At 61.1% G+C, this 20,207-nt stretch carries 17 protein-coding genes and 1 pseudogene; 1 reads left to right on the forward strand and 17 read right to left on the reverse strand.

The features are described 5' to 3' along the window. Positions 1-92 precede the first annotated feature (92 nt). The 7 genes and pseudogenes from rplQ to JF70_RS06435 form a co-directional block, all read right to left on the reverse strand. Positions 93-611 (reverse strand): annotated as a pseudogene (rplQ, locus tag JF70_RS06410) (50S ribosomal protein L17); the annotation flags it as partial. 126 nt (positions 612-737) lie between these two features. Continuing rightward, complete coding sequence (locus tag JF70_RS06415) at positions 738-1,733, reverse strand: DNA-directed RNA polymerase subunit alpha (protein ID WP_015022327.1); 996 nt, start codon at positions 1,731-1,733, stop codon at positions 738-740. 75 nt (positions 1,734-1,808) lie between these two features. Next, on the reverse strand, positions 1,809-2,207 hold the full coding sequence (rpsK, locus tag JF70_RS06420; protein WP_015022328.1) for a 30S ribosomal protein S11: 399 nt from the start codon (positions 2,205-2,207) through the stop codon (positions 1,809-1,811). Positions 2,208-2,293: 86 nt separating this feature from the next. Continuing rightward, positions 2,294-2,671, reverse strand: coding sequence for a 30S ribosomal protein S13 (gene rpsM, locus JF70_RS06425; protein WP_015022329.1), 378 nt, complete (start codon positions 2,669-2,671; stop codon positions 2,294-2,296). A 132-nt stretch (positions 2,672-2,803) separates the two neighbouring features. Beyond that, positions 2,804-2,917 (reverse strand): 50S ribosomal protein L36, encoded by a 114-nt coding sequence (gene rpmJ, locus JF70_RS08795; RefSeq protein ID WP_015022330.1) that lies wholly within the window; start codon positions 2,915-2,917, stop codon positions 2,804-2,806. Between the two features lie 25 nt (positions 2,918-2,942). Further along, a complete protein-coding gene (gene infA / locus JF70_RS06430) occupies positions 2,943-3,161 on the reverse strand; it encodes a translation initiation factor IF-1 (RefSeq protein WP_015022331.1) in 219 nt (72 codons plus the stop codon). Between the two features lie 184 nt (positions 3,162-3,345). Beyond that, positions 3,346-3,807, reverse strand: coding sequence for an Hsp20/alpha crystallin family protein (locus JF70_RS06435; RefSeq protein ID WP_045935704.1), 462 nt, complete (start codon positions 3,805-3,807; stop codon positions 3,346-3,348). A gap of 385 nt (positions 3,808-4,192) precedes the next feature. Between JF70_RS06435 and gdhA the strand changes: the two genes are divergently transcribed. After that, positions 4,193-5,539: an NADP-specific glutamate dehydrogenase gene (gene gdhA / locus JF70_RS06440; RefSeq protein WP_045935705.1), complete on the forward strand. Its 1,347-nt coding sequence runs from the start codon at positions 4,193-4,195 to the stop codon at positions 5,537-5,539. Positions 5,540-5,629: 90 nt separating this feature from the next. On the opposite strand, the gene JF70_RS06445 is transcribed toward gdhA, so the two are convergent. The 10 genes from JF70_RS06445 to rplR all read right to left on the reverse strand — a co-directional run bounded on the left by JF70_RS06445 (position 5,630) and on the right by rplR (position 20,206). Next, positions 5,630-8,308, reverse strand: a complete 2,679-nt coding sequence (locus tag JF70_RS06445) for a glycoside hydrolase family 2 TIM barrel-domain containing protein (protein ID WP_045935706.1) — start codon at positions 8,306-8,308, stop codon at positions 5,630-5,632. Next, the gene (locus JF70_RS06450; protein ID WP_231578874.1) at positions 8,305-11,664 is read right to left on the reverse strand and encodes a DUF5107 domain-containing protein; all 3,360 of its coding nucleotides are present in this window, start codon (positions 11,662-11,664) and stop codon (positions 8,305-8,307) included. The genes JF70_RS06445 and JF70_RS06450 overlap by 4 nt, the downstream gene beginning before the upstream one ends. A 290-nt stretch (positions 11,665-11,954) precedes the next feature. After that, entirely contained in the window at positions 11,955-13,967 is a 2,013-nt protein-coding gene (locus tag JF70_RS06455; protein WP_045936203.1) for an ABC transporter ATP-binding protein, read from the reverse strand. Continuing rightward, positions 13,960-15,765 (reverse strand): ABC transporter ATP-binding protein, encoded by a 1,806-nt coding sequence (locus tag JF70_RS06460; RefSeq protein WP_231578876.1) that lies wholly within the window; start codon positions 15,763-15,765, stop codon positions 13,960-13,962. The genes JF70_RS06455 and JF70_RS06460 overlap by 8 nt, the downstream gene beginning before the upstream one ends. Before the next feature lie 325 nt (positions 15,766-16,090). Then, the gene (locus JF70_RS06465; protein ID WP_045935709.1) at positions 16,091-16,663 is read right to left on the reverse strand and encodes an adenylate kinase; all 573 of its coding nucleotides are present in this window, start codon (positions 16,661-16,663) and stop codon (positions 16,091-16,093) included. A 248-nt stretch (positions 16,664-16,911) separates the two neighbouring features. Next, positions 16,912-18,240: a preprotein translocase subunit SecY gene (gene secY / locus JF70_RS06470; protein ID WP_045935710.1), complete on the reverse strand. Its 1,329-nt coding sequence runs from the start codon at positions 18,238-18,240 to the stop codon at positions 16,912-16,914. Between the two features lie 184 nt (positions 18,241-18,424). Next, positions 18,425-18,889, reverse strand: a complete 465-nt coding sequence (rplO, locus tag JF70_RS06475) for a 50S ribosomal protein L15 (protein WP_045935711.1) — start codon at positions 18,887-18,889, stop codon at positions 18,425-18,427. A 2-nt stretch (positions 18,890-18,891) separates the two neighbouring features. Beyond that, the gene (gene rpmD / locus JF70_RS06480; RefSeq protein WP_015022341.1) at positions 18,892-19,077 is read right to left on the reverse strand and encodes a 50S ribosomal protein L30; all 186 of its coding nucleotides are present in this window, start codon (positions 19,075-19,077) and stop codon (positions 18,892-18,894) included. Further along, positions 19,077-19,838, reverse strand: coding sequence for a 30S ribosomal protein S5 (gene rpsE, locus JF70_RS06485; RefSeq protein ID WP_024626785.1), 762 nt, complete (start codon positions 19,836-19,838; stop codon positions 19,077-19,079). Before rpsE ends, rpmD begins: the two co-directional genes overlap by 1 nt. Next, positions 19,835-20,206, reverse strand: coding sequence for a 50S ribosomal protein L18 (gene rplR / locus JF70_RS06490; protein WP_015022343.1), 372 nt, complete (start codon positions 20,204-20,206; stop codon positions 19,835-19,837). Before rplR ends, rpsE begins: the two co-directional genes overlap by 4 nt. Position 20,207 lies beyond the last annotated feature (1 nt).

The raw sequence follows: 20,207 nt of genomic DNA on the forward strand, positions 1-20,207 counted from the left end.
TCGGCATCCTCCTCGGCCTGGGCTTCAGTCTGATCCGCCTTGGCAGCGGTCTGCTCCAGATCCTCGGCGGCCTTGTCCGCCTGGGCCACGTCCTGATCGGACTCATTGGCCTCGACGGCCTGATCGACAGCGTCCTTGGCTGCGCCTTCGGCGACGGCCGCATCAGTGGCTGCAGCCACCTCGGCGTTGTCGTCCTTGGCAGCCACCTTGGCTGCGGACTCGGCCTCCTTGACGACGGCCTTCTTGGCCGATAGAGGCTCAGTGACCAGCTCAATCACGGCCTGCGGGGAGTTGTCTCCACGGCGGGGCGCAATCTTGGTGATGCGGGTGTAGCCACCCTCACGCTGCTGCATCTGCTCGGCAATCTGCGTGAACAGGATGTGGACCACAGACTTGTCGCGGATGACACGCATGACGCGGCGACGGGCGGGCAGATCCCCACGCTTGGCGAAGGTGATCAGCCGCTCAGCCAGCGGACGCAGGCGCTTGGCCTTGGGCAGGGTGGTCGTGATACGGCCGTTGGCGAAGAGGCTGGTGGCCATGTTGGCCAGCATCAGCCGCTCGTGTGCGGGGCTGGAGGCCAGACGTGGGCCCTTGCTAGGTTTTGGCATTGGATTATCTCCTTACGGCCCGGGAGGACAGGTGGGCATACGCCCGAACATCCGACTTCCCGGAATTACTGTCAGCAGGCGACGGAACCCTTCCCCCTCGCCCGCTCATACGAAGGCTGCTACCCTTCACTCGTCATCAGGCGAGAAGAAGGTGCCCCCCTCGAGATTATTGGTGTCGAAGCCCAGCGGGGAGGCCTTCAGCGACAGCCCCATGCCCTCAAGCTTCTCCTTGACCTCGTCGATGGACTTCATGCCGAAGTTGCGGATGTCCAGCAGATCCTGCTCGGTATGCGAAACCAGCTCGCCGATGGTATGGATTCCTTCGCGCTTGAGGCAGTTGTAGGAACGCTGCGTCAGGTTCAGGTCCTCAATCGGCACGGACATCTGCGGATCCGCCTCTTCCACCACAGGCTCGGGTCCGACTTCCACGCCCTCGGCCTGGGTGTTGAGCTCGCGGCAGAGGCCGAAGAGCTCGACCAGGGTCGACCCGGCGGACGCCACCGCGTCACGCGGCGAGATGGCGGGCTTGGTCTCCACGTCCAGGATCAGCTTGTCGAAATCCGTGCGCTGCTCGACACGGGTGGCCTCGACCTTGTAGCTGACCTTGAGCACAGGAGAGTAAATGGAATCGACCGGGATGCGGCCGATCTCATCGTTGTCCTGCTTGTTGAGCTGGGCCTGGACGTATCCACGCCCACGCTCCACCGTAAACTCGATCTCCAGCTCGCCATCCTCGGCAAGGGTCGCGATATGCAGATCAGGATTGGCCACGGTGACGCCGGCCGGCGGAGTAATATCTCCGGCGGTGGCCTCGCCCTTGCCGCTCTTGCGCAAATACATGACCACGGGCTCGTCGTACTCGCTGGTCAGCACGATGCCTTTGATGTTGAGCAGGATCTCAGTGACGTCCTCCTCCACACCTGGCAGCGTGGTGAACTCGTGCAGGGCACCCGAGATGCGGACCGAGGTCACAGCCGCACCGGGTATGGAGCTCAGCAGGGTACGACGCAGGGAGTTGCCCAGGGTGTACCCGAATCCGGGCTCCAAGGGCTCGATGGTGAAACGGGAGCGCTGGGCATTGACGACTTCTTCAGTAAGAGTCGGACGCTGTGCAATAAGCACTGTTGCTATCCTTTCAGCTCCGACCGGTGGTGCACTCACCGGTCTTCGCGGGTGGATTCATGGGTTTTCTAGTGCTCAGACGCGACGGCGCTTGGGAGGACGAACGCCATTGTGTGCCTGTGGGGTCACATCGGAGATGGAACCGACCTCCAGGCCTGCGGACTGCAGGGAGCGGATGGCGGTCTCACGGCCCGAACCCGGGCCCTTGACGAAGACATCCACCTTCTTGACCCCATGCTCCATGGCCTTGCGGGCGGCGGATTCGGCAGCCATGCCCGCTGCGTAGGGGGTGGACTTGCGGGAGCCCTTGAAGCCTACATCGCCGCCCGAGGCCCAGGCCACTACAGCACCGGAAGGATCGGTGATGGAGATGATGGTGTTGTTAAATGTTGACTTGATATGCGCCTGCCCGACCGGAACCGACTTGCGATCCCGACGACGAGGCTTGCGCGCGGCCTGCTTTGCTGCTGCCATTGATCCTCGTTTCCTTGTCACGAATAACGAATAACTGATTGCTGTGCGAACCATCGGGGACCCTCATCCCCGCTTCGCATTCGGCCTTACTTGGTCGCCTTCTTCTTTCCGGCGACGGTGCGCTTGGGTCCCTTGCGGGTGCGGGCGTTGGTCTTGGTCCGCTGGCCGCGCACGGGCAGGCCCCGGCGGTGGCGCTGGCCCTGATAGCAATTGATCTGGATCTTACGGCGAATATCGGCGTCGATCTCACGACGCAGATCACCCTCGATCTTGTAGTTTCCCTCGAGGTAATCACGCAGCGTAATGAGCTGCTCGTCCGTGAGATCCTTGACGCGGGTGTCCGGATTCACTCCGGTCGCGGCAAGTGTTTCCTTGGCGCGAGTACGCCCCACACCGAAGATGTAGGTGAGGGCTATCTCTATGCGCTTCTCGTTGGGGATGTCGACTCCGGCAAGACGTGCCATTGCGATTCCTTTTTGCTCTACGCAGGTCGTGCACCGAGTCTTCCGGTCTCCCGGCCCGGGCCTGCGCACCCGGGGTTCAGCCTGTTGGCTGTGACTCAGCGCCTTTGGTGTTCGTTGCCGCTGGGAATCCGCTCAGCCCTGGCGCTGCTTGTGGCGTGGGTTTTTGCAGATCACCATGACGCGGCCGTGACGACGAATCACGCGGCAGTTCTCGCAGATTCTCTTCACACTAGGGCTGACCTTCATGGTTTTCCTTTGCTTGTGTACCTTGTTACTTGTACCGGTACGTAATCCGTCCGCGGTTCAGATCGTAGGGACTCATTTCGAGCACCACCCGATCCTGGGGCAGAATGCGGATGTAGTTCTTGCGCATTTTGCCGGAAATGGTGGCCAGCACCAGGTGCTTGTTCTCGAGCTCGACGCGGAACATCGCATTCGGGAGGGCCTCGACCACACGCCCTTCCACCTCGATCACACCATCTTTTGCCATAAGCCTTCTATCCGATCCTCGGCCGGTTACACAGCGCGCCGAAAGACACGCCAAATGGTAAGTATAGCATTAATGGGCCCAAAATTGGGCAATAGCGTGTTGACACGACTAAAGGACCGTCTGAACGGCTGTCGCCCAATCAGTATAGCAGTCGTGCAGGCGGTCCGATAGGGACCTGAATCCCTCAGTCCTCGATGGCGATGTTCTGCGTGTTGTCAGCCGGCTCGATGCTGGTCTTGGGCAGGGTCACCTCCAGGGTGCCGTTGGCATAGTGGGCATGAATGTCCTCCTGGCGGACCTTGTCGCCTACATAGAAGCTGCGGGAGCAGGACCCGGTGTAGCGCTCACGCCGGATCCACCGGCCCTGGTCATCCTTGTCGCCCTGGTCACTGTTCTTCTGGGCGGAGACAATCAGGTAGCCATCCTCCAGACGCAGACCGATGTCCTTCTTGTCGAAGCCGGGCATGTCGATGGAGAGCTGGTACTGTCCATCCTTCTCACGTACATCCGTGTTCATCAGGGGGCTGTTCAGCGCGTTCTTGGCGCCCTGACCCTGCCGACGCCCGTCACGCCAGTTGTTGAAGAAGGGATCATCGAAGAAGTCGCCGAAGATCGAATTGTTCATCAATGCGGGAAACATAGCCATAATCGCATCTCCTGATTCTGTAAGTCAATAGTTTTCGCAGACCGGAACCCCAGGCGGACATTCTGACCTGTCCTCCCGGGCTCCCTGCCCTTCACTTTGTCCAAACCGCGGGCTGCGGGTTCCATGCCCGATGTTCACCCAAGGAATAAAAAGTTGAGTCATAGAGACTCAACTTTCGCTAGCAGCCTTGATTGCGCATCCTTGGTCTCTCATTCTTCGGGCCTTGAACGACCACATGTCAGACATTACGGGCCAAAATTCTTGTGACGTAACTTTGAGGCATTTACCATGGGATAAGATTCCGCCAGCCCCCGTAGGCTCTTGAGGGCGGACCCAATCGTGTGTGGACCGGACGGACCGGCCATTCCTAGTCAAAGGAGCTCAGATGCTCACCAACGAATACATCAAGCGCGTCTACCAGCAGGTCGAGAAGCGCGACGGCGACCAGCCGGAATTCCTGCAGGCTGTGCGTGAAGTTTTCTCCAGCCTGGAGCCCGTGGTGGAGCGGCATCCCGAGTATGAGGCCAACGGCGTGCTGGAGCGCCTGGTCGAGCCCGAGCGTGCGGTCAAGTTCCGCGTGGCCTGGACCGATGACCAGGGCCATGTCCAGGTCAACCGCGGCTACCGGATCCAATTCAATTCGGCCATCGGCCCATACAAGGGCGGCCTGCGCTTCCACCCGACCGTGACCGAGTCGGTCATCAAGTTCCTGGGCTTCGAACAGATTCTGAAGAATTCGCTGACCGGGCTGCCCATGGGCGGCGCCAAGGGCGGGTCCGACTTCGACCCCAAGGGCCGTTCGGATGCCGAGGTCATGCGTTTCTGCCAGGCCTTCATGACCGAGCTGCAGCGCCACATCGGGCAATTCACCGATGTGCCGGCCGGCGACATCAACGTGGGATCGCGCGAGATCGGCTACCTGTTCGGCCAGTACAAGAGAATACGCGACGAGTACTCGGGCGTGCTGACCGGCAAGGACCTGACCTTCGGCGGCTCCCTGGCCAGGACCGAGGCCACGGGATACGGCCTGTGCTACTACACCCAGGAAGCCCTGCAGACGCTGCGCAAGGATTCCTTCCAGGGCAAGACCGTCGTCATCTCCGGTTCGGGCAACGTGGCCATCTTCGCCACCGAAAAGGCCCAGCAGTTGGGCGCCAAGGTGGTGACGGCATCCGACTCCAACGGATACGTCTACGATCCCAACGGGATTGATCTCGACGTCGTCAAGGACATCAAGCTGGGTCACCGCGGCCGAATTCGCGAGTATGCGGACCGCGTGGACTCCGCTGAGTACCACGAGGGCTGCAAGGGCGTTTGGACTGTGCCCTGCGACATCGCCCTGCCCTGCGCCACACAGAACGAAATCGACGGGGAATCCGCAAAGACCCTGATGGCCAACGGATGCACCGTGGTCTGCGAGGGCGCCAACATGCCCTCCACCCCCGAGGCCATCCAGGTCTATCAGGACAACAAGGTGCTCTACGGGCCCGCCAAGGCCGCCAATGCCGGCGGCGTGGCAGTCTCCGGTCTGGAGATGAGCCAGAACTCGCTGCGACTGCAGTGGACCTTCGATGAGGTGGACCAGCGGCTCAAGGACATTATGACTGGAATCTTCCAGAAGTCCTACCAGGCCTCCAAGGAATACGGGCATGAGGGCGACCTGATGCTGGGCGCCAACGTGGCCGGCTTCACCAAGGTGGCCGATGCCATGGTCGCCCAGGGCATCCTCTGAGCCAGGACTTAGCCCATCCGAACAAATAGGGGTTCGACCTGCAGAATTTGTAGATCGGACCCCTTATTGCGCTTTAGCGGGCTGACGGACTCATGCGACCAGCTGATCGATGACCTCGGGATCAATCAGCTGATGCGGGTCGAAGTCCTTGGAGCCCAGATACCGGTAGATGCTGGTCTGAAGAGCCCGCGCCTCGGGATATTCGGTCAGATTCTGCAGACCCATGGAGGAGAGCAGAAGCCGGCCCTTCCCGCAGCGGCATTCCAGTAGCTGCGTCATGGGTCGCAGGTAGGCGTAGCTGTCCATCTCGGTGATGATGGACTGGTAGCGCTCGGGCAGGATGATGGCCCGCTGGGTGGCCATGGGCCACCACTGCCAGTCAGTGTGCGAGTCGGTCGGGAAATCTGCGAAAACAGGGTGGTCGGCCTGAATGAACTGCCCCATGGTGCCGCTCTGGTCCTTGAATGTCCCCACTGACCAGAAGTCCGTGGAGAAGTGGGCCTGAACGGATCTGGGCAGGGACTGGGCCGTGGAGTCGGGGCTCAGATAGACTGTGCCCCCCTGGTCCAGGACCCGACGCGCCTGCTGGTCGAATCTCCTGGCCTCGTACAGACCGTCTGGCCGTTCTGGCTGGCTGTCCTGGTAGACCCAGACCGGATAGGCGTTGGTCACACCGTCGATCTCAAGACTCAGACGGCAACGTTGGTTGCCATGAATGCCGTCCAGAGGCAGTTCGAAGGTTCCCAGATCGGTCAACTTGCCCACCGGACAGGTGACCTGACGGAAGACATGTTCCAGATCAACCCCCTGGCCCTGCAACCGCAGCCGCAGATCACCCTGCAGTGTACGTCGACCGTAGTTGGCCACCTTGACCGTCCCTGAGAGCTTCTCCCGGCTGGTGTAGGCATAGCGGTCCATGACTGCCAGCGGCAACTGGTCGGTGAAGAAGGACCGGAAGCGTTCAGGGCGGGCGAAGGGGAAGCGCTTGGGGTGTAGATGGGCATCCATCATGCCCACCAAAGCCGTGCCTTGTCCGGGGAAGTCCTGAAGACCCAGCAGCGATAGCCCGGACATGGAGGGAGTTCGCAGGACGGACTCCACCTCCTCCCGGTAGCAGATCCGCGACAGTTCGCCTGTAGCGGCCACCCAGTCCTGCCAGGTGCGCTGGTCCAGGCCAGACTCACGGACCCTGTCACGAATCATTGTGTAATTGTCGGGACGGGTGACCCCGGTGAACTCCTCGATCTCCCGGAAGTCCGGCAGCACCTCATACTGGCCGACCTCGAATCCATAGACCGGAACTGTGCACTCTTTGCGGACTGCCTGCATGGAGTCCTCGAAATTGTGTGCAGTGCCCGGATGCACCGCATTGGTGGACCCACGCATGTTGGCAAAGCAGCAACGCAGGTCGTGGCCCTTGTAGGACTCGGAGGTGTAGACCTCGTTGCAGTCATCGCTGCCCAGCTGACCATAGTGCGGGTTGGAGGAGTTGGCATAGAGCCGGGTATCGTCAACGCTACGGGCATCCTCGATGAGCTGAGCCATGCGCTGGTGACCGGTCGCATCCGCAGACAGCTCGTTGCCCAGGGTGAGCATGACAAAGGAGGGGTGGTTGGCCAGGAAGAGCAGTGTCTGCTCCAGTTCGGTGCGATAGTAGCGGTAGCTGACATCCTCCTGGAAGGCATGTTGGTGGTCCCAGTGGGAGAGCTCGGGCTGCATCATCATCCCCATCCGATCCGCCGCGATGAAGGCCGCCTCGGGCGGGCAGTGCGAATGGAAGCGGACCACATTCACTCCGTATGACCGGTAGGCCTCCAGAATACGAATCCAGGAGCCCACGTCCATGGGCGGGAAGCCGGTCTGCGGAAACTCAGCGCAATTGGCCTCGCCACGCAGGAAGAAGGCCCTGCCGTTCAGCGCCAGTCTCCCCCGCTCATCGGCGGCGAAGTCACGGATGCCGAAGTCGGTGCTGACCCGCGAGAGCACCATGGAACTGTCCGGTGTCAGGAGCTCGATTGTCATGCCATGCAGACAGCCCTGGTATTCGTCCCAGCGATCCGCTCGGGCACCAAGCGGCAGATCGGACCAGGTCAGTGTTCGCCGCCCAGGTTCCAGGTCTGCAGTGACCTCCAGAGGCTGGGCCAGTGCATCGGAAGAGAGCCTCAGGCGACCATGGAATCCTTGGCGCGAATCCACATCAGCCTCTACGCTCAGCACATCGCCATGGGGGTAGACACGAACCCCATCCAGGAAGGTGTCCTCCTCCACACGCAGGCCAATCTCTCCCAGAAGCCCGTTCCAGTTGGTCTGGGTGTGGTCAGTGGCGGTCGAGGAATCCAGAATGGCGTCGTGGGGCATGCCCTGATATGCGTTGTCGGAATCCACCTGCAGCAGGTCATCGCCCGTCAGCAGCCCGGTCAGCTCGAAGACATGCGGCGTGATCAAGGTCTGCGGACGGTAGGGCTCAACCAGACGTTCGCCCACCCTGACCTCCAGGCGGCGAGCACGCTCCACTTCGAAGAAGATCCTCCGCCCCGGCTGCGGGGTCCATCGAATCTGCCGGGACAGCCTGACAGTCCCCTCGAAGGTGTGCCGCCTGGTCAGCCGAGAGCCGATGGGGCCGGGCTTGCCACTGCCATAGTCAGCAGACAGCTCCTGATCATCATGTCCGAGTCCGTTGGTGTCCAGTGTGCCTGGCATCAGGACGGTTCCCTGCAGTTCAGACGGGGACTCAACCCGCCAGGCTCCGGTCAATGCCACCTTGGTCATGCCTTCCTCCCGGTAAGAATCGCCCTGTGGTCCAATTCATCAGTGAACAACCCGGCCTGAATATGGCCGGCATCCAGTTCCAGCACCTGCTTCAGGCACTCCCGAGCCTGATCGATCTGCCCTGTACCGATGCGTGCCAGGCCCATCAGGTAGAGGCAGTGGACCCGGTTCATGCGGGTATAGTCCGCATCGAAGGTCAGGAAATCGGGCAGGGAGACTGCGAAATAGTCCTTTTCCACATGGTCGTCCAAGTGCTGCTCGCCGAAGTCCAGCAGCCGGTAATAGCAGGCGTTGGCCGGACCCTGCTCGCCCAGGGCCTGGTGGGCCAGCCCCTGGAAGAGGACCATCTCGGCGGGCTGATCGTTGTAATAGAGCGACTCCCCCACATGCCCTGAGCCCAGGCAGGCCAGGCGGAACTCCTGATCCGCGGCTTCCTGGTCACCTGCTGATCGTCTGACCAGCCCCAGGTAGTAGTGCAGATCGTTGTCCTTCTGACCTTCCAGTTTGCCTTCGCCCAGGTTCTCCGGATAGGTCATGGCTCGCTCCAGCAGGTCCGCAGCACGATCCCAGTCCTGGACCGCCATGGCGTCCTTGGCCATCAGCGTCAGGGATATTCGGTATTGGGCGGTGATCTTGCCCTCACCACCCTCCCATGGGTGGAAGTGCCGACCACTCATCAGCCGATAGGCCCGTTCGTAGCTGCCGGTCTGGTTGAGCAGACTCAGGTATTCGATATAGAGATCGTCCCTGCGGGCCACAACCGCTGGATGCTTTTCAAATTCCGTCAGCCGACGGGCAAAGCTCCAGCCCATCAGCCTATGGAGCTGATCCCGCTCCAAAAAGACCCGGGCGTCTTCGGGATCCAACCGGCAGGCGGTCTCGATTTCCTGATCCGCGACCTGCCAATCGTGTCTCTTGTTGCCGTAGGCGATGGCCAGGTTGCGGTGGACAGTGGCGAAGTCGGGGTCCAATTGCCGCGAGTGCTCCCAAAGCTTGATGGCCCGGTCCGTCAGCGACTTGTCGTAGTAGAGGCAGCCCAGATAATAGGCTGCCTTGGGACCATCGACCATGTCCATGGCCATTCGCAGTGGGGCGATATCATCGAGGGAATTGGGGAAGCAATAGTCCGAAGGTGCCGCCTCGGCCGCCTGGAAGGCCTGCAAGGCCTGATCCTTCCGACCCAGCAGGTGCAGATACCAGCCTTGATAATACCGGACCATGGGTTGATGCTGATCGGCCTGGCCCAGCAGTTGCAGCGCCTCCTGATAGGCGCCGAATGCGGCATAGTCTCGTGCCGTCCGCAGCAGGTTGAGGTAATCCCCGCGCATCAGTCCGGACAGCTCGTCCGGATCACCGCCTGCCAGGACCCGCTCGTAGCCGGATATGAAGTCGAAACGATCCAGGGCCAGGTTCTCGCGGACCGCTTGGTCCGCCTGATCCTGCCTGCCCAGCCGACGCAGCAGATAGGCCTTGAACCCGCGGGCCCTGATGTTGTCGGTGTTGCGGGTCAGGGCACGCTGGACGAAATCCAAAGCCTGCTCCAGCTGGCCGCGACATGCCGCGATACAGGCCAGGCAGAAGAAGGCCCGTTCCTTTTGGGCATCATCCCAGGTGGCCTTGTAGAAGGCGTCGTAGGCCTCGTCCATTCGTCCCTGATAGCCCAAGGCGAGACCCAGATTGTAATGAGCCTCGGAATCATAGGGTTGGCTGTTGCGCCAGGTCAGCCGCTTGATGGCCGTGCGGAAGTGCTGCTCGGCTCCGGCGAAGTCGCCGCGTCGAAGCAGGAGTCGGCCGTAGGCGTTGTTGATGCGCGCATCGCCCGGGTCACGCTTGAGCCCCTCCAGGTAGTAGGGATCAGGCCGGTAGGTGGCGTGGCGGTACTGTTCCAGGTGCAGACCGGTCAGCAGCAGTTCCTCGTTGGTGGCGATACGTTCCGGCCGATCGGCGGCCTGTGCCGGCTCGGGAATCTTGCCCCCGGCGGGCGGCTGGGGACGATAGCTGACCAGGAGCCGTCCTTGAGCGTCCTCCACCCGGGCTGTCAGTGCAGTGGCCGGACGGTCGCCTGTCCCGAATTCGGCCCTGACCTGATTGTCGGGGCCGAGGGTGCCCTGCCACTGGTAGAGGATGGATCCGTCATCTGCCGCGACCTGGACGCGTGCGTCCTTTTGAACCCGTGTGGCGTAGACGGTGACCCGCCCTTGTCCGGCCTTCAGCCCCTGGGCCTCGATCCCCTCATGCTCGCCGGCAGCCCCGAAGGTCTGCTCGGGGCCAACCTCCAGGTTGAGGGCCGCATCAACGCTGGCGTTCTTGACCAGACCCACCTGCTTGTAGGGCATGAAGTACTGGGTGAAGGTCTTGCCTTCGTAGGGCTTGAGCCAGGTGAAGTCAGGCTGGTTGTCGGTGAAGACGCCGGTCATCAACTCCACGTAGGGGCCATCGGCATCGGTCAGATTGCGATCCCAGGCATGGCCGAAGTCCCCGCATCCCCAGGTCCACTGCTTCTTGCCCGGGGAGATGTGATGGTCAGCCACATGCAGAATGCCTGCCTGCCGGGAAAAATCGTAGCCGCCGACGAAGTCATAGTCCGAATGGGCGGCCATATAGGAGGTGGGCACCGGCACGTTCTTATAACGGCTGATGTCCACTCCCTGGGAGTAGTCGTGCTTGTAGTAGGTTCCCGTGGCGATGGGATAGCGGGAGACGTCGCGCTTGCCGTGGTCCATGACCGCAGTGACATCGGGTGGCATGACGGTCCTGGTGTGCTCGTTGACCGCCACGGCCGGGTTGGCCCACCAGAGGAAGGACTGGGGCAGGGGCGTGCCGTTGTAGAGCCGGGCCGAGATTTCGATGACGCTGACTCCGGGATGCAGGGCGATGGTGGTGGTGACCTGGGTGCCGTAGATGCGGTCGGTATCATGGCAGACCACAGCCTTGCCACCGTCCGGCAGGTCCTTGAGCGTGCAGTCCACCGGAAGGAAGGTACTGGGCCGGTGGTGCTGCGGCCAGTTGAACTCGATGCCCCCGGAGATCCAAGGACCGGTCAGGCCTACCAGGGCAGGTTTGATGACCCGGTTGCGGTAGACGAAGTCGTAGTCGTTGGTCTTGTCCCGGGCATACTGGATGCGTCCGCCCAGCTCAGGCAGGACGGTCACCTCCAGGTATTCGTTCTCCAGAATGACCGCCTTGTAGTCCCGATCCTTGCACTCGTCCGAGATGGTCTCGATGACCGGGTAAGGATAGACCCGTCCCGAAGAGCCCTGGTAGACTCGATTTTCAATAAATTGCGGATTTTTGTCCGGTTTTCCGATCCCGTAGGTGGGAATCGTAAGCTCTGTGACCTTCACTGTGACGCCCATGGTCATCAGCCCCTTGTCTGCTCAACAAAACTGTATATATTTGCTCTCAGTCTATAGTCGGAATCGGCCCTCAGAACTGCATAAATTGTTTGAAAATATTAAAAAATTGCTACCATATCGGCTTAATTGATAAGCACTTGCTGCGCTCGGGACAACTGCTGGAAATGGAAGGATGCACACACATGAAAGGGGGTCGGCCCATCAAGGACCAACCCCCTAGGCCGACGCTCACTTAATGCCGGATCAAGCCTTTCGGCATCCTCCTCCGGCTTCGGCGATCCCGGAGAGCCCTACTCCAGTTCCAGGGCTCCGGTGTAGAGCTGGTAGTACTCGCCATGTTTGGCTATCAGCTCATCGTGGTTGCCGCGCTCGATGATTCGCCCATGGTCCAGGACCATGATCACATCTGAGTTGCGGACCGTGGAGAGCCTATGGGCGATGACGAAGACAGTACGGCCGCGCATCAGTGCGTCCATGCCCTGCTGGACCACCTCCTCGGTCCTGGTGTCGATCGAGGAAGTGGCTTCGTCCAGGATCATGGCCGGAGGATCGGCCACAGCCGCCCTGGCAATGGAGATCAGCTGACGCTGACCCTGGGACAGTCCGCTTCCATCCCCCTCGAGCACGGTCCGGTAGCCCTGTGGAAGCATGCGGATGAAGCTGTCGGCGTTGGTCATCCTGGCAGCTTCGATGCACTCCTCGTCCGTGGCATCCAAGCGCCCGTAGCGGATGTTGTCCAGGACGGTGCCCGTGAAGAGATTGACATCCTGAAGGACGATGCCCAGGGAGCGACGGAGGTCAGGCTTGCGGATGTTCTTCACATCGATCCCGTCATAGAGGATCTGGCCCTGCTGGATGTCGTAGAAGCGGTTGATCAGGTTGGTGATCGTTGTCTTGCCGGCACCGGTGGCACCGACCAGCGCCACCTTCTGCCCGGGCTGGGCGAACCAGGTGATGTCATGCAGGACAGGCTTACTCGGGTCATACCCGAAGCTGACGTCGGTGAATCGCACATCCCCCTGGAGGAGGGTGTATCGCCCTTCAGGGGAGGTGATGGCCTGATCCTTGGCCTTCAGGGCCACATCGCGGGCATCGCCGGGAAGCTTCATGGCGGCCTCCAGCGAGCGCCTGCCGTCGTCGTCGGCCTCGCGCTTCCAGGCCCAGTGCCCTGTTTCGTGATCGACGGGGGTCATGGTCCGGCCGTCCGAGGCCAGTTCGACGCTGACCAATCTGACCGTACCCTGGTCGGACTCGACAGGCTGGTCCATCAGGTCGAAGATCCGGGAGGCGCCGGCCAGTGCCATCATGACCATGTTGAACTGCATGGAGACCTGGCCGATGGGGTTGATGAAGGAGCGGGAGAGGGTCAGAAGGGAGACGATGGTTCCCAGGGTCAGTGGCCCCGCCCCGGTCAGTCCCACATTGCCCATGCCCGCGATGCCGGCCAGCCCGCCGACTATGGCCAGGATGACATAGAGCAGGTAGCCCATGTTGCCCACGACCGGCATGGTGACGTTGCCGTAGGTGTTGGCCTGGGCCGAGGCCTGGAAGAGCTCCTCGTTCCTCTCCTCGAAGACCCTGGCGGTGGCATCCTCGTGGTTGAAGACCTTGATGACCTTCTGCCCGTTGACGGCCTCTTCAACGAAGGCGTTCACCTGGCCCAGATAGCGCTGCTGGCGAACGAAGTAACGGCCGCTTCGGGTGACCAGAACCCGGACCACTACAATCAGGACCGCTGCGAAGACCAGGGTCAGGACGGTGAAGGGGATGGAGAGCCAGAGCATGGAGATCAGGGCCGCCAGGGCGGACAGGACCGAGGAGACCATCTGCGGGAAGGACTGGGAGATGGCCTGACGGAGTGTATCCGTGTCGTTGGTGTAGCGGCTCATGGTGTCGCCATGCTCATGGGTGTCGAAGAAACCGATGGGCAGCTCCTGCTGGTGGGCGAACATCTGGTCGCGGATGGTCTTCAGGGTGCCCTGTTCCACCTTGACGATCAGCCAGTTCCAGAACCAGGAGCAGAAGGTCCCCACCGCATAGAGGCAGCCCATCAGTATCAGGGTCCTCATCAGCGGTCCCCAGTCAGGGTCGGAGGCCCCGACCAGCGGCAGGATGTAGTGGTCGATCAGCGGCTGGAGGAAGAAGGCCGATGCCGCCTGGGCCCCGGCGCTGATGATAATGCAGACCACGATCACCGCCAGCTGCCAGCGGTAGGCGAACAAGTAGCTCAGGATACGACGGGTCGTTCCCGGCGCGGCCTTGTCCAGGCGGGGCTTGCGGTCCTTGAATGATCCGTCACTCATGGTCATTGGCCTCCTCGCTCTGGTTCCTGGTCTGTGATTCGTAGATGGATCGGTACTCCTGACACGTTCGCAGTAGCTCCTGGTGGGTGCCCTTGTCGAGAATCCTGCCCTCCTCCAGGACTACGATCATGTCGGCGTCCTCCACTGATGCCAGACGCTGGGAGATGATGATCTTGGTGGTGTCGGGAATCTCCTGGCTGAAGGCGCGGCGGATCAGCTGGTCGGTCTTGGTGTCCACGGCGCTGGTTGAGTCATCCAGAATCAGGATGTCAGGCTTCTTCAGCAGGGCCCGTGCTATGCACAGACGCTGTCGCTGGCCGCCGGAGAGGTTGGTGCCGCCCTCGTCCAGGTAGGTCTGATAGCCATCGGGAAACTCCCGCACAAAACCGTCAGCCTGGGCCAGGGTACAGGCGCGCACCAGCTCTTCGTCCGTGGCTTTGGGATTGCCCCAGCGCAGGTTCTCGGCGATGGTCCCGGTGAAGAGGACATTCTTCTGGAGCACCATGGCCACCTGGTCGCGCAGGACGGTCAGGTCGTACTGGCGCACGTCCACTCCGCCCACCTGGAGGGACCCCTCGGTCACGTCATAGAGACGGGGAATGAGCTGAACCAGGCTGGATTTGGAGGAGCCGGTCCCGCCCACAATGCCAAGGGTGGAGCCCGAGGGAACGTCCAGATTGATGTGGCTCAGGACAGGGCGTTCGGACCGGTCCGAGTAACGGAAGGTCACATCACGCAAGCTGATGGATCCGTCGGCCACCTTCATGACCGGCTTGGCGGGATCATGTACGGTACTGACCTCGTTCAACACCTGGCAGATGCGCTCCGCCGAGGCCTGGGAGATGACGACCATGACCACGATCATGGAGACCATGTTCATGGCCATCATGATCTGGATGGCATAGGTGACCAGGGCGGTCAGATCGCCCGTGGTCAGCCCCAGGGCGGCGTTGTTCCCAGAGGCCACAATCTGGGAGGCGCCCATCCAGGATATGACCAGCAGAGAGGCGTAGATGCAGAAGTTCAACAGCGCCGGGTTCAGGCTCATGATCCGCTCGGCCTTGCAGAAGGCCCGGTAGATGGCCAAAGAGATACTGTTGAATTTGCGCTCCTCGTAGTCCTCCCGGTTGTAGGACTTGACCACCCTGATGCCCTGAAGATTCTCGTCCACCACGTTGTTGAGGTGGTCGTAGGTGTGGAAGACCCGCTCGAAGATGGGGTGAACGAGCAGGGACAGGCCAATCAACCCGAAGCCCAGGATGGGGATGGCAATCAGGAAGACCAGGGATATGGGCCTGGAGATCTTATAAGAAAAGAGCCAGGCCACGATGACCATGATCGGCGCCCTGACCCCGACCCTGATGACCATCTGATAGGCGTTCTGCAGATTGGTCACATCGGTGGTCAGCCTGGTGATGATGGATCCGGTGGAGAAGCGGTCGATGTTGGTGAAGCTGAAGGACTGCACCTTGGCGAAGAGGTCGCTGCGGACATTCTTGGCCAGGCCGGATGAGGCGATGGCCGCATACCGCCCGGACATGAACCCGGAGAATAGGGAGACGGCCGAGCAGGCCAGCAATATCAGCCCGAACTTGAAGATGGCCGGCATGGACCTCCCCGAGACCCCCTGATCGATCAGGGAGGCCATGATGGTCGGGATCACAATCTCAAGGACGCTCTCAAGAAAGACGAAGGCCGGAGCCAGAAAACTGGCCTTCCGGTATTCGCGCAGGGAGCGCAGGATGGTTCGGATGGTGTGCTTCGGACGCGCTGGTTCCTGTTTATCCGATCTGACCACGGATGCCGTAGACCCCTTCAAATGGACCTCTTCTGTTTCTGTACCGATTTCTCTATCTTTTGCGGCCAATCACCGACATACAGCACCCCTCGAAAGAGGGTCTGAATGCACCTAGGCTATCATCCTGTCGACGAGGGCCGGGCGGATGCACGGGGATTTCCGCCCTCCACAAAAAGAGGCTGTCACGCCCCTTGGGATCACTTGGGGTCATGCAGCTTCTATGCTTCAGTCAGTCTTGTCAACCAGTCTTGGCAGCGTATTCGGAACAAGGCCTTCTTACGGTTGATTCAGCTGACGACAGGCCTCTTGCCCAACAGGGTGTGAATCAGCGCTCGTCCAACTTGGTGATGATCTCCTTGCAGATCTGGTCGACCTCGCCCTGGCCATCCACTGCGACCAGAAGGCCACGGGACTTATAGATGTCCAGCAGGGGGGCGGTCTCCTTGGCATAGATATCCAGACGCTTGGCGATGGCCTCGGGGGTATCGTCTGCCCGCCCCTCTTCCTTGGCCCGCTTGGCGATGCGCTGCATGAGCACATCATGGTCGGCATCCAGGGCCACCACAGCCGTCAGTGGAGTATCCAGCTCTTTGAGCATCTTGTCCAGCGCCTCGACCTGGGAGGCCGAACGGGGGTAGCCGTCCAGAATCCAGCCCTGGGCTGCGTCATCCATGCCCAGACGATCCTTGACGATCTTGTTGGTCAGCTCGTCCGGAACCAGCTCACCCTTGTCGGTGTAAGCCTTGGCCTGCTTGCCCAACTCGGTTCCATTCTTCAGGTTGTAGCGGAAGATGTCGCCGGTGGAGATGGCCGGAATCCCATAATGCTTGCTGAGCAAAGCCGCCTGCGTGCCCTTGCCGACACCTTGAGGTCCCATGATCAACAGTCGCTGTGCCATTCCCTATCCTTTGTTCGATGTTCTCTTGCTCTTAGCTCTCAGGCCCCAGACGGTTTCAGCTGTCTTGGCCGCGCAGAACCACCATTTACGTATGCTAGCGGCTACCTGGCCCAATACGGGTTCCACTCACCAAACCCATGCAAACAGTCTTCCGGATATAACAGGGTCCGGCCCCAAGCCACCAAGGGCCAGGGTCGGACCTTCAACTGTTTTAGTTGGACACCACCTGCAAGTGCCTTACCGAAAGATCAACCCTCCTTGTGTTCGCCCTCCAGCAGGAAGCCCGTGTACTGGAACTGCTCGGTCTGCGCTCTGGCCTGACGCAGGGTGTCCAGGCCGACGCCGGCGATAATCAGAATGGTGGTGCCGCCGAAGGGCAGCTTGGAGTTGATCTTCAGCATCATGATCAGCACCGTGGGAATCAGAGCCACGAAGAGCAGATAGATGGCACCCACCGTGTTCAGTCGATTCATCACATATGACAAGTACCGGCTGGTGGCCCGTCCGGCCCTGATGCCCGGGATAAAGCCGCCATACTCTTTCATGTTGTCGGCCGTCTCATCAGGGTTGAAGGTGATGGAAGTGTAGAAGAAGCAGAAGAAGACGATCATGACCGAGTAAAGCACGATGTACCAGACCGAGGTCGTGTTGGCCATGTTGGCATTGATCCACTTGACCCAGCTCTGATCGGAGTTGCCGAACTGGGCGATAAGAGTAGGGATAGCCAAAATGGAGGAGGCGAAGATGGGAGGAATCACGCCGGACATATTGATTTTGAGCGGCAGATAGGTGGAGGATCCCCCGTACATCTTGCGGCCGATCATCCTGCGGGTGTACTGGACGGGGATACGGCGCTGTGCCAGCTCCACGTAGTCGACCAGAATCAGAATAACCAGCAGGACGGTCACGACAATGCCGAACTTGACCCAGTCGCCGTCCTTGCCGTTGGTCCCCCAACCGATGTTCCAGAGCTGGGGCAGGAAGCCGGAGCAGATGGAGATGAAGATCAGGACGGACATGCCGTTACCGATGCCCTTGTCGGTGATCAGTTCGGCCATCCACATAATCAGACCGGTGCCGCCGGTCATGATCAGAACCATGACCGCCATATTCCACCAGGAGCTGTCGGGGATGACATTCTGTTGGCAGGCGCCACCGAAGAGCGCACCCTTGCTGGCCGTGACCAGAATGGTCGTGGACTGCAGCACCGCCAGACCCATGGTCAGATACCTGGTGTACTCGGTCAACTTGGCCTCGCCTGACTGGCCCTCCTTGTGCAGGGCCTCGAAGCGAGGGATGACCACGCGCAGCAGCTGCACCACAATGGATGCAGTGATGTATGGCATGATGCCCAGTGCAAAGATGGACAGCTGCAGCAGTGCTCCGCCCGAGAAAAGGTTTACCAGGCCGATGAAGTCCTCGTTGCCGGCCGTGGTGATGCACTTCTGCACGGCGGGATAATCCACGCCTGGGGTAGGTATGAACGACCCGATGCGATAGATGATGATGATGCCAAGAACGAAGAAGATTTTCTTCCTCAACTCCTTGGTCCTGAAGGCCTGGATTAACGTCCTCACCTAAGTTCCCTCCCTACGCGCCCGCGCGTTGGTCCCGGTGCATCGCACCTTCTTGCTCCGACCAGCTTAGCCGATGGCTCCGTCAAACCCGACGGCAACCAGGCCGGAAACGAGTTCCGGCCCCCGCCCGCTTGGAGCGGGGAGGGCCGGAATCATCTGCCTTGCGGTCTGTCCCCTGTGAGTGTCAGTCCTCGGAGACGGACCCGCCTGCGGCTTCTATCTTGCTCCTGGCCGAGGCCGAGGCCTTGACGCCCTTGAGGGTGAAAGCAGCCTTGACGTCACCATCACCCAGGACCTTGACGGGATGGCCCTTACGGACCGCTCCCTTGTTGACCAGATCCTCGACGGTGACCTCGCCGCCCTTGGGGAAGAGCCCTTCCAGAGCCCCCAGGTTGACCACCTGGTACTCCTTCTTGAAGGGGCTCCTGAACCCGCGAAGCTTGGGCAGCCGCATGTACAGGGGCAGCTGGCCGCCTTCAAAGCCCGGACGGACCTGGTAGCGGGCCTTGGTGCCCTTGGTGCCACGACCGGAGGTCTTACCCTTGGACCCCTCGCCACGACCCACACGGATGCGGTCGCGCTTGGCGCCCGGAGCCGGACGCAGGTCATGCATCTGCAGGATAGTGGGCTCTTGCTTGTCGCTAGCCATGATCAGTCTGCCTCCTCTACGTTCACCAGGTGGCGGACCTTGTCGGCCATCCCCCGGTAAACGGGGGTGTCCTCACGCAGGACCGACTGGCCGATCTTGTGAAGGCCCAGAGACCTGACGTTCTCCTTCTGGCGGTCTGTGGCATGAGCCACGCCCTTGACCAGGGTGATCTTGATCTGCTTGGTCATCACTCACCTGCCTTCGACTGCTCGTCAGCCTTGGCCTTGGCCTCTTCGCGCTCCTTGCGCTCGTCGGCGATACCGGCGGCACGTGCACGCAGGAGGGAGTCAGGGGCGACCTCCTCCAGAGGCAGACCGCGGCGTGCCGCGATCTCCTCGGGCTCCTCCAGCTGCTTCAAAGCAGCTACAGTGGCCCGGACCATGTTGACGGCGGTGGCCGATCCCATGGACTTGCTCAGAATATCGGTGATGCCGGCGCACTCCAGGACGGCGCGGACCGGACCACCGGCGATGACGCCGGTTCCCGGGGCTGCAGGCCTCAAAAGAACCGTGCCGGCCGCATCGTGGCCAATCACCGGGTGGGTGACGGTGCCGCGGATGCGGGGGACGGTGAACATGTGCTTCTTGGCATCCAGCTGGCCCTTGGAGATGGCTGCAGGGACCTCACGGGACTTGCCGTAGCCAACGCCCACAGTGCCCTTGCCATCGCCTACGACCACCAGGGCCGCGAAGCTGAAGGTCCGGCCTCCCTTGTGGACCTTGGAGACTCGATTGATGGTCACGACCCTGTCGAGCATGTCGTCACGCTCGTCGCGGTCGCGACGGCCACGACGGCCATCCCTGCGACCGTCACGGGAACCGCCCCGACGACCTCCGCGGCGATCATCGTTCCGGTCGTTCCGGTCCCTTCTGCCACCCTGGCTGGACTGAGCGTTTGTGGAATCTTCAGTCACCTGGGTTGTTTCCTTTGTCGTTTCGTTGTCGCTCACAGTGCCAAACCTCCCTCACGGGCGCCTTCCGCAACCGCTGCGACCCTTCCGTGGTACTTGTTGCCACCACGGTCGAAGACCACGGTGGTGATGCCGGCCTTCTTGGCCTTGGCCGCAATCTGCTCGCCCACCTTGCGGGCGGCCTCGGTCTTGGTGCCCTTGAAGGAGCCATAGTCCGAAGCCATGGTCGACTCGCTGACCAGGGTGACGCCCCTGGTGTCGTCGACGATCTGGGCGATCATGTTGCGGTTGGTCCGTGTAACCACCAGACGGGGACGCTCTGCCGTGCCGGAGACGTGCTTGCGCAAACGGGCATGGCGGCGCAGACGGGCGATCTTCTTGCCTTTGCCTAGTATCGAGACCGTCATA

Origin of the sequence: Bifidobacterium mellis (assembly GCF_000967265.1) — a bacterium.
GTDB lineage: Bacteria > Actinomycetota > Actinomycetes > Actinomycetales > Bifidobacteriaceae > Bombiscardovia > Bombiscardovia mellis.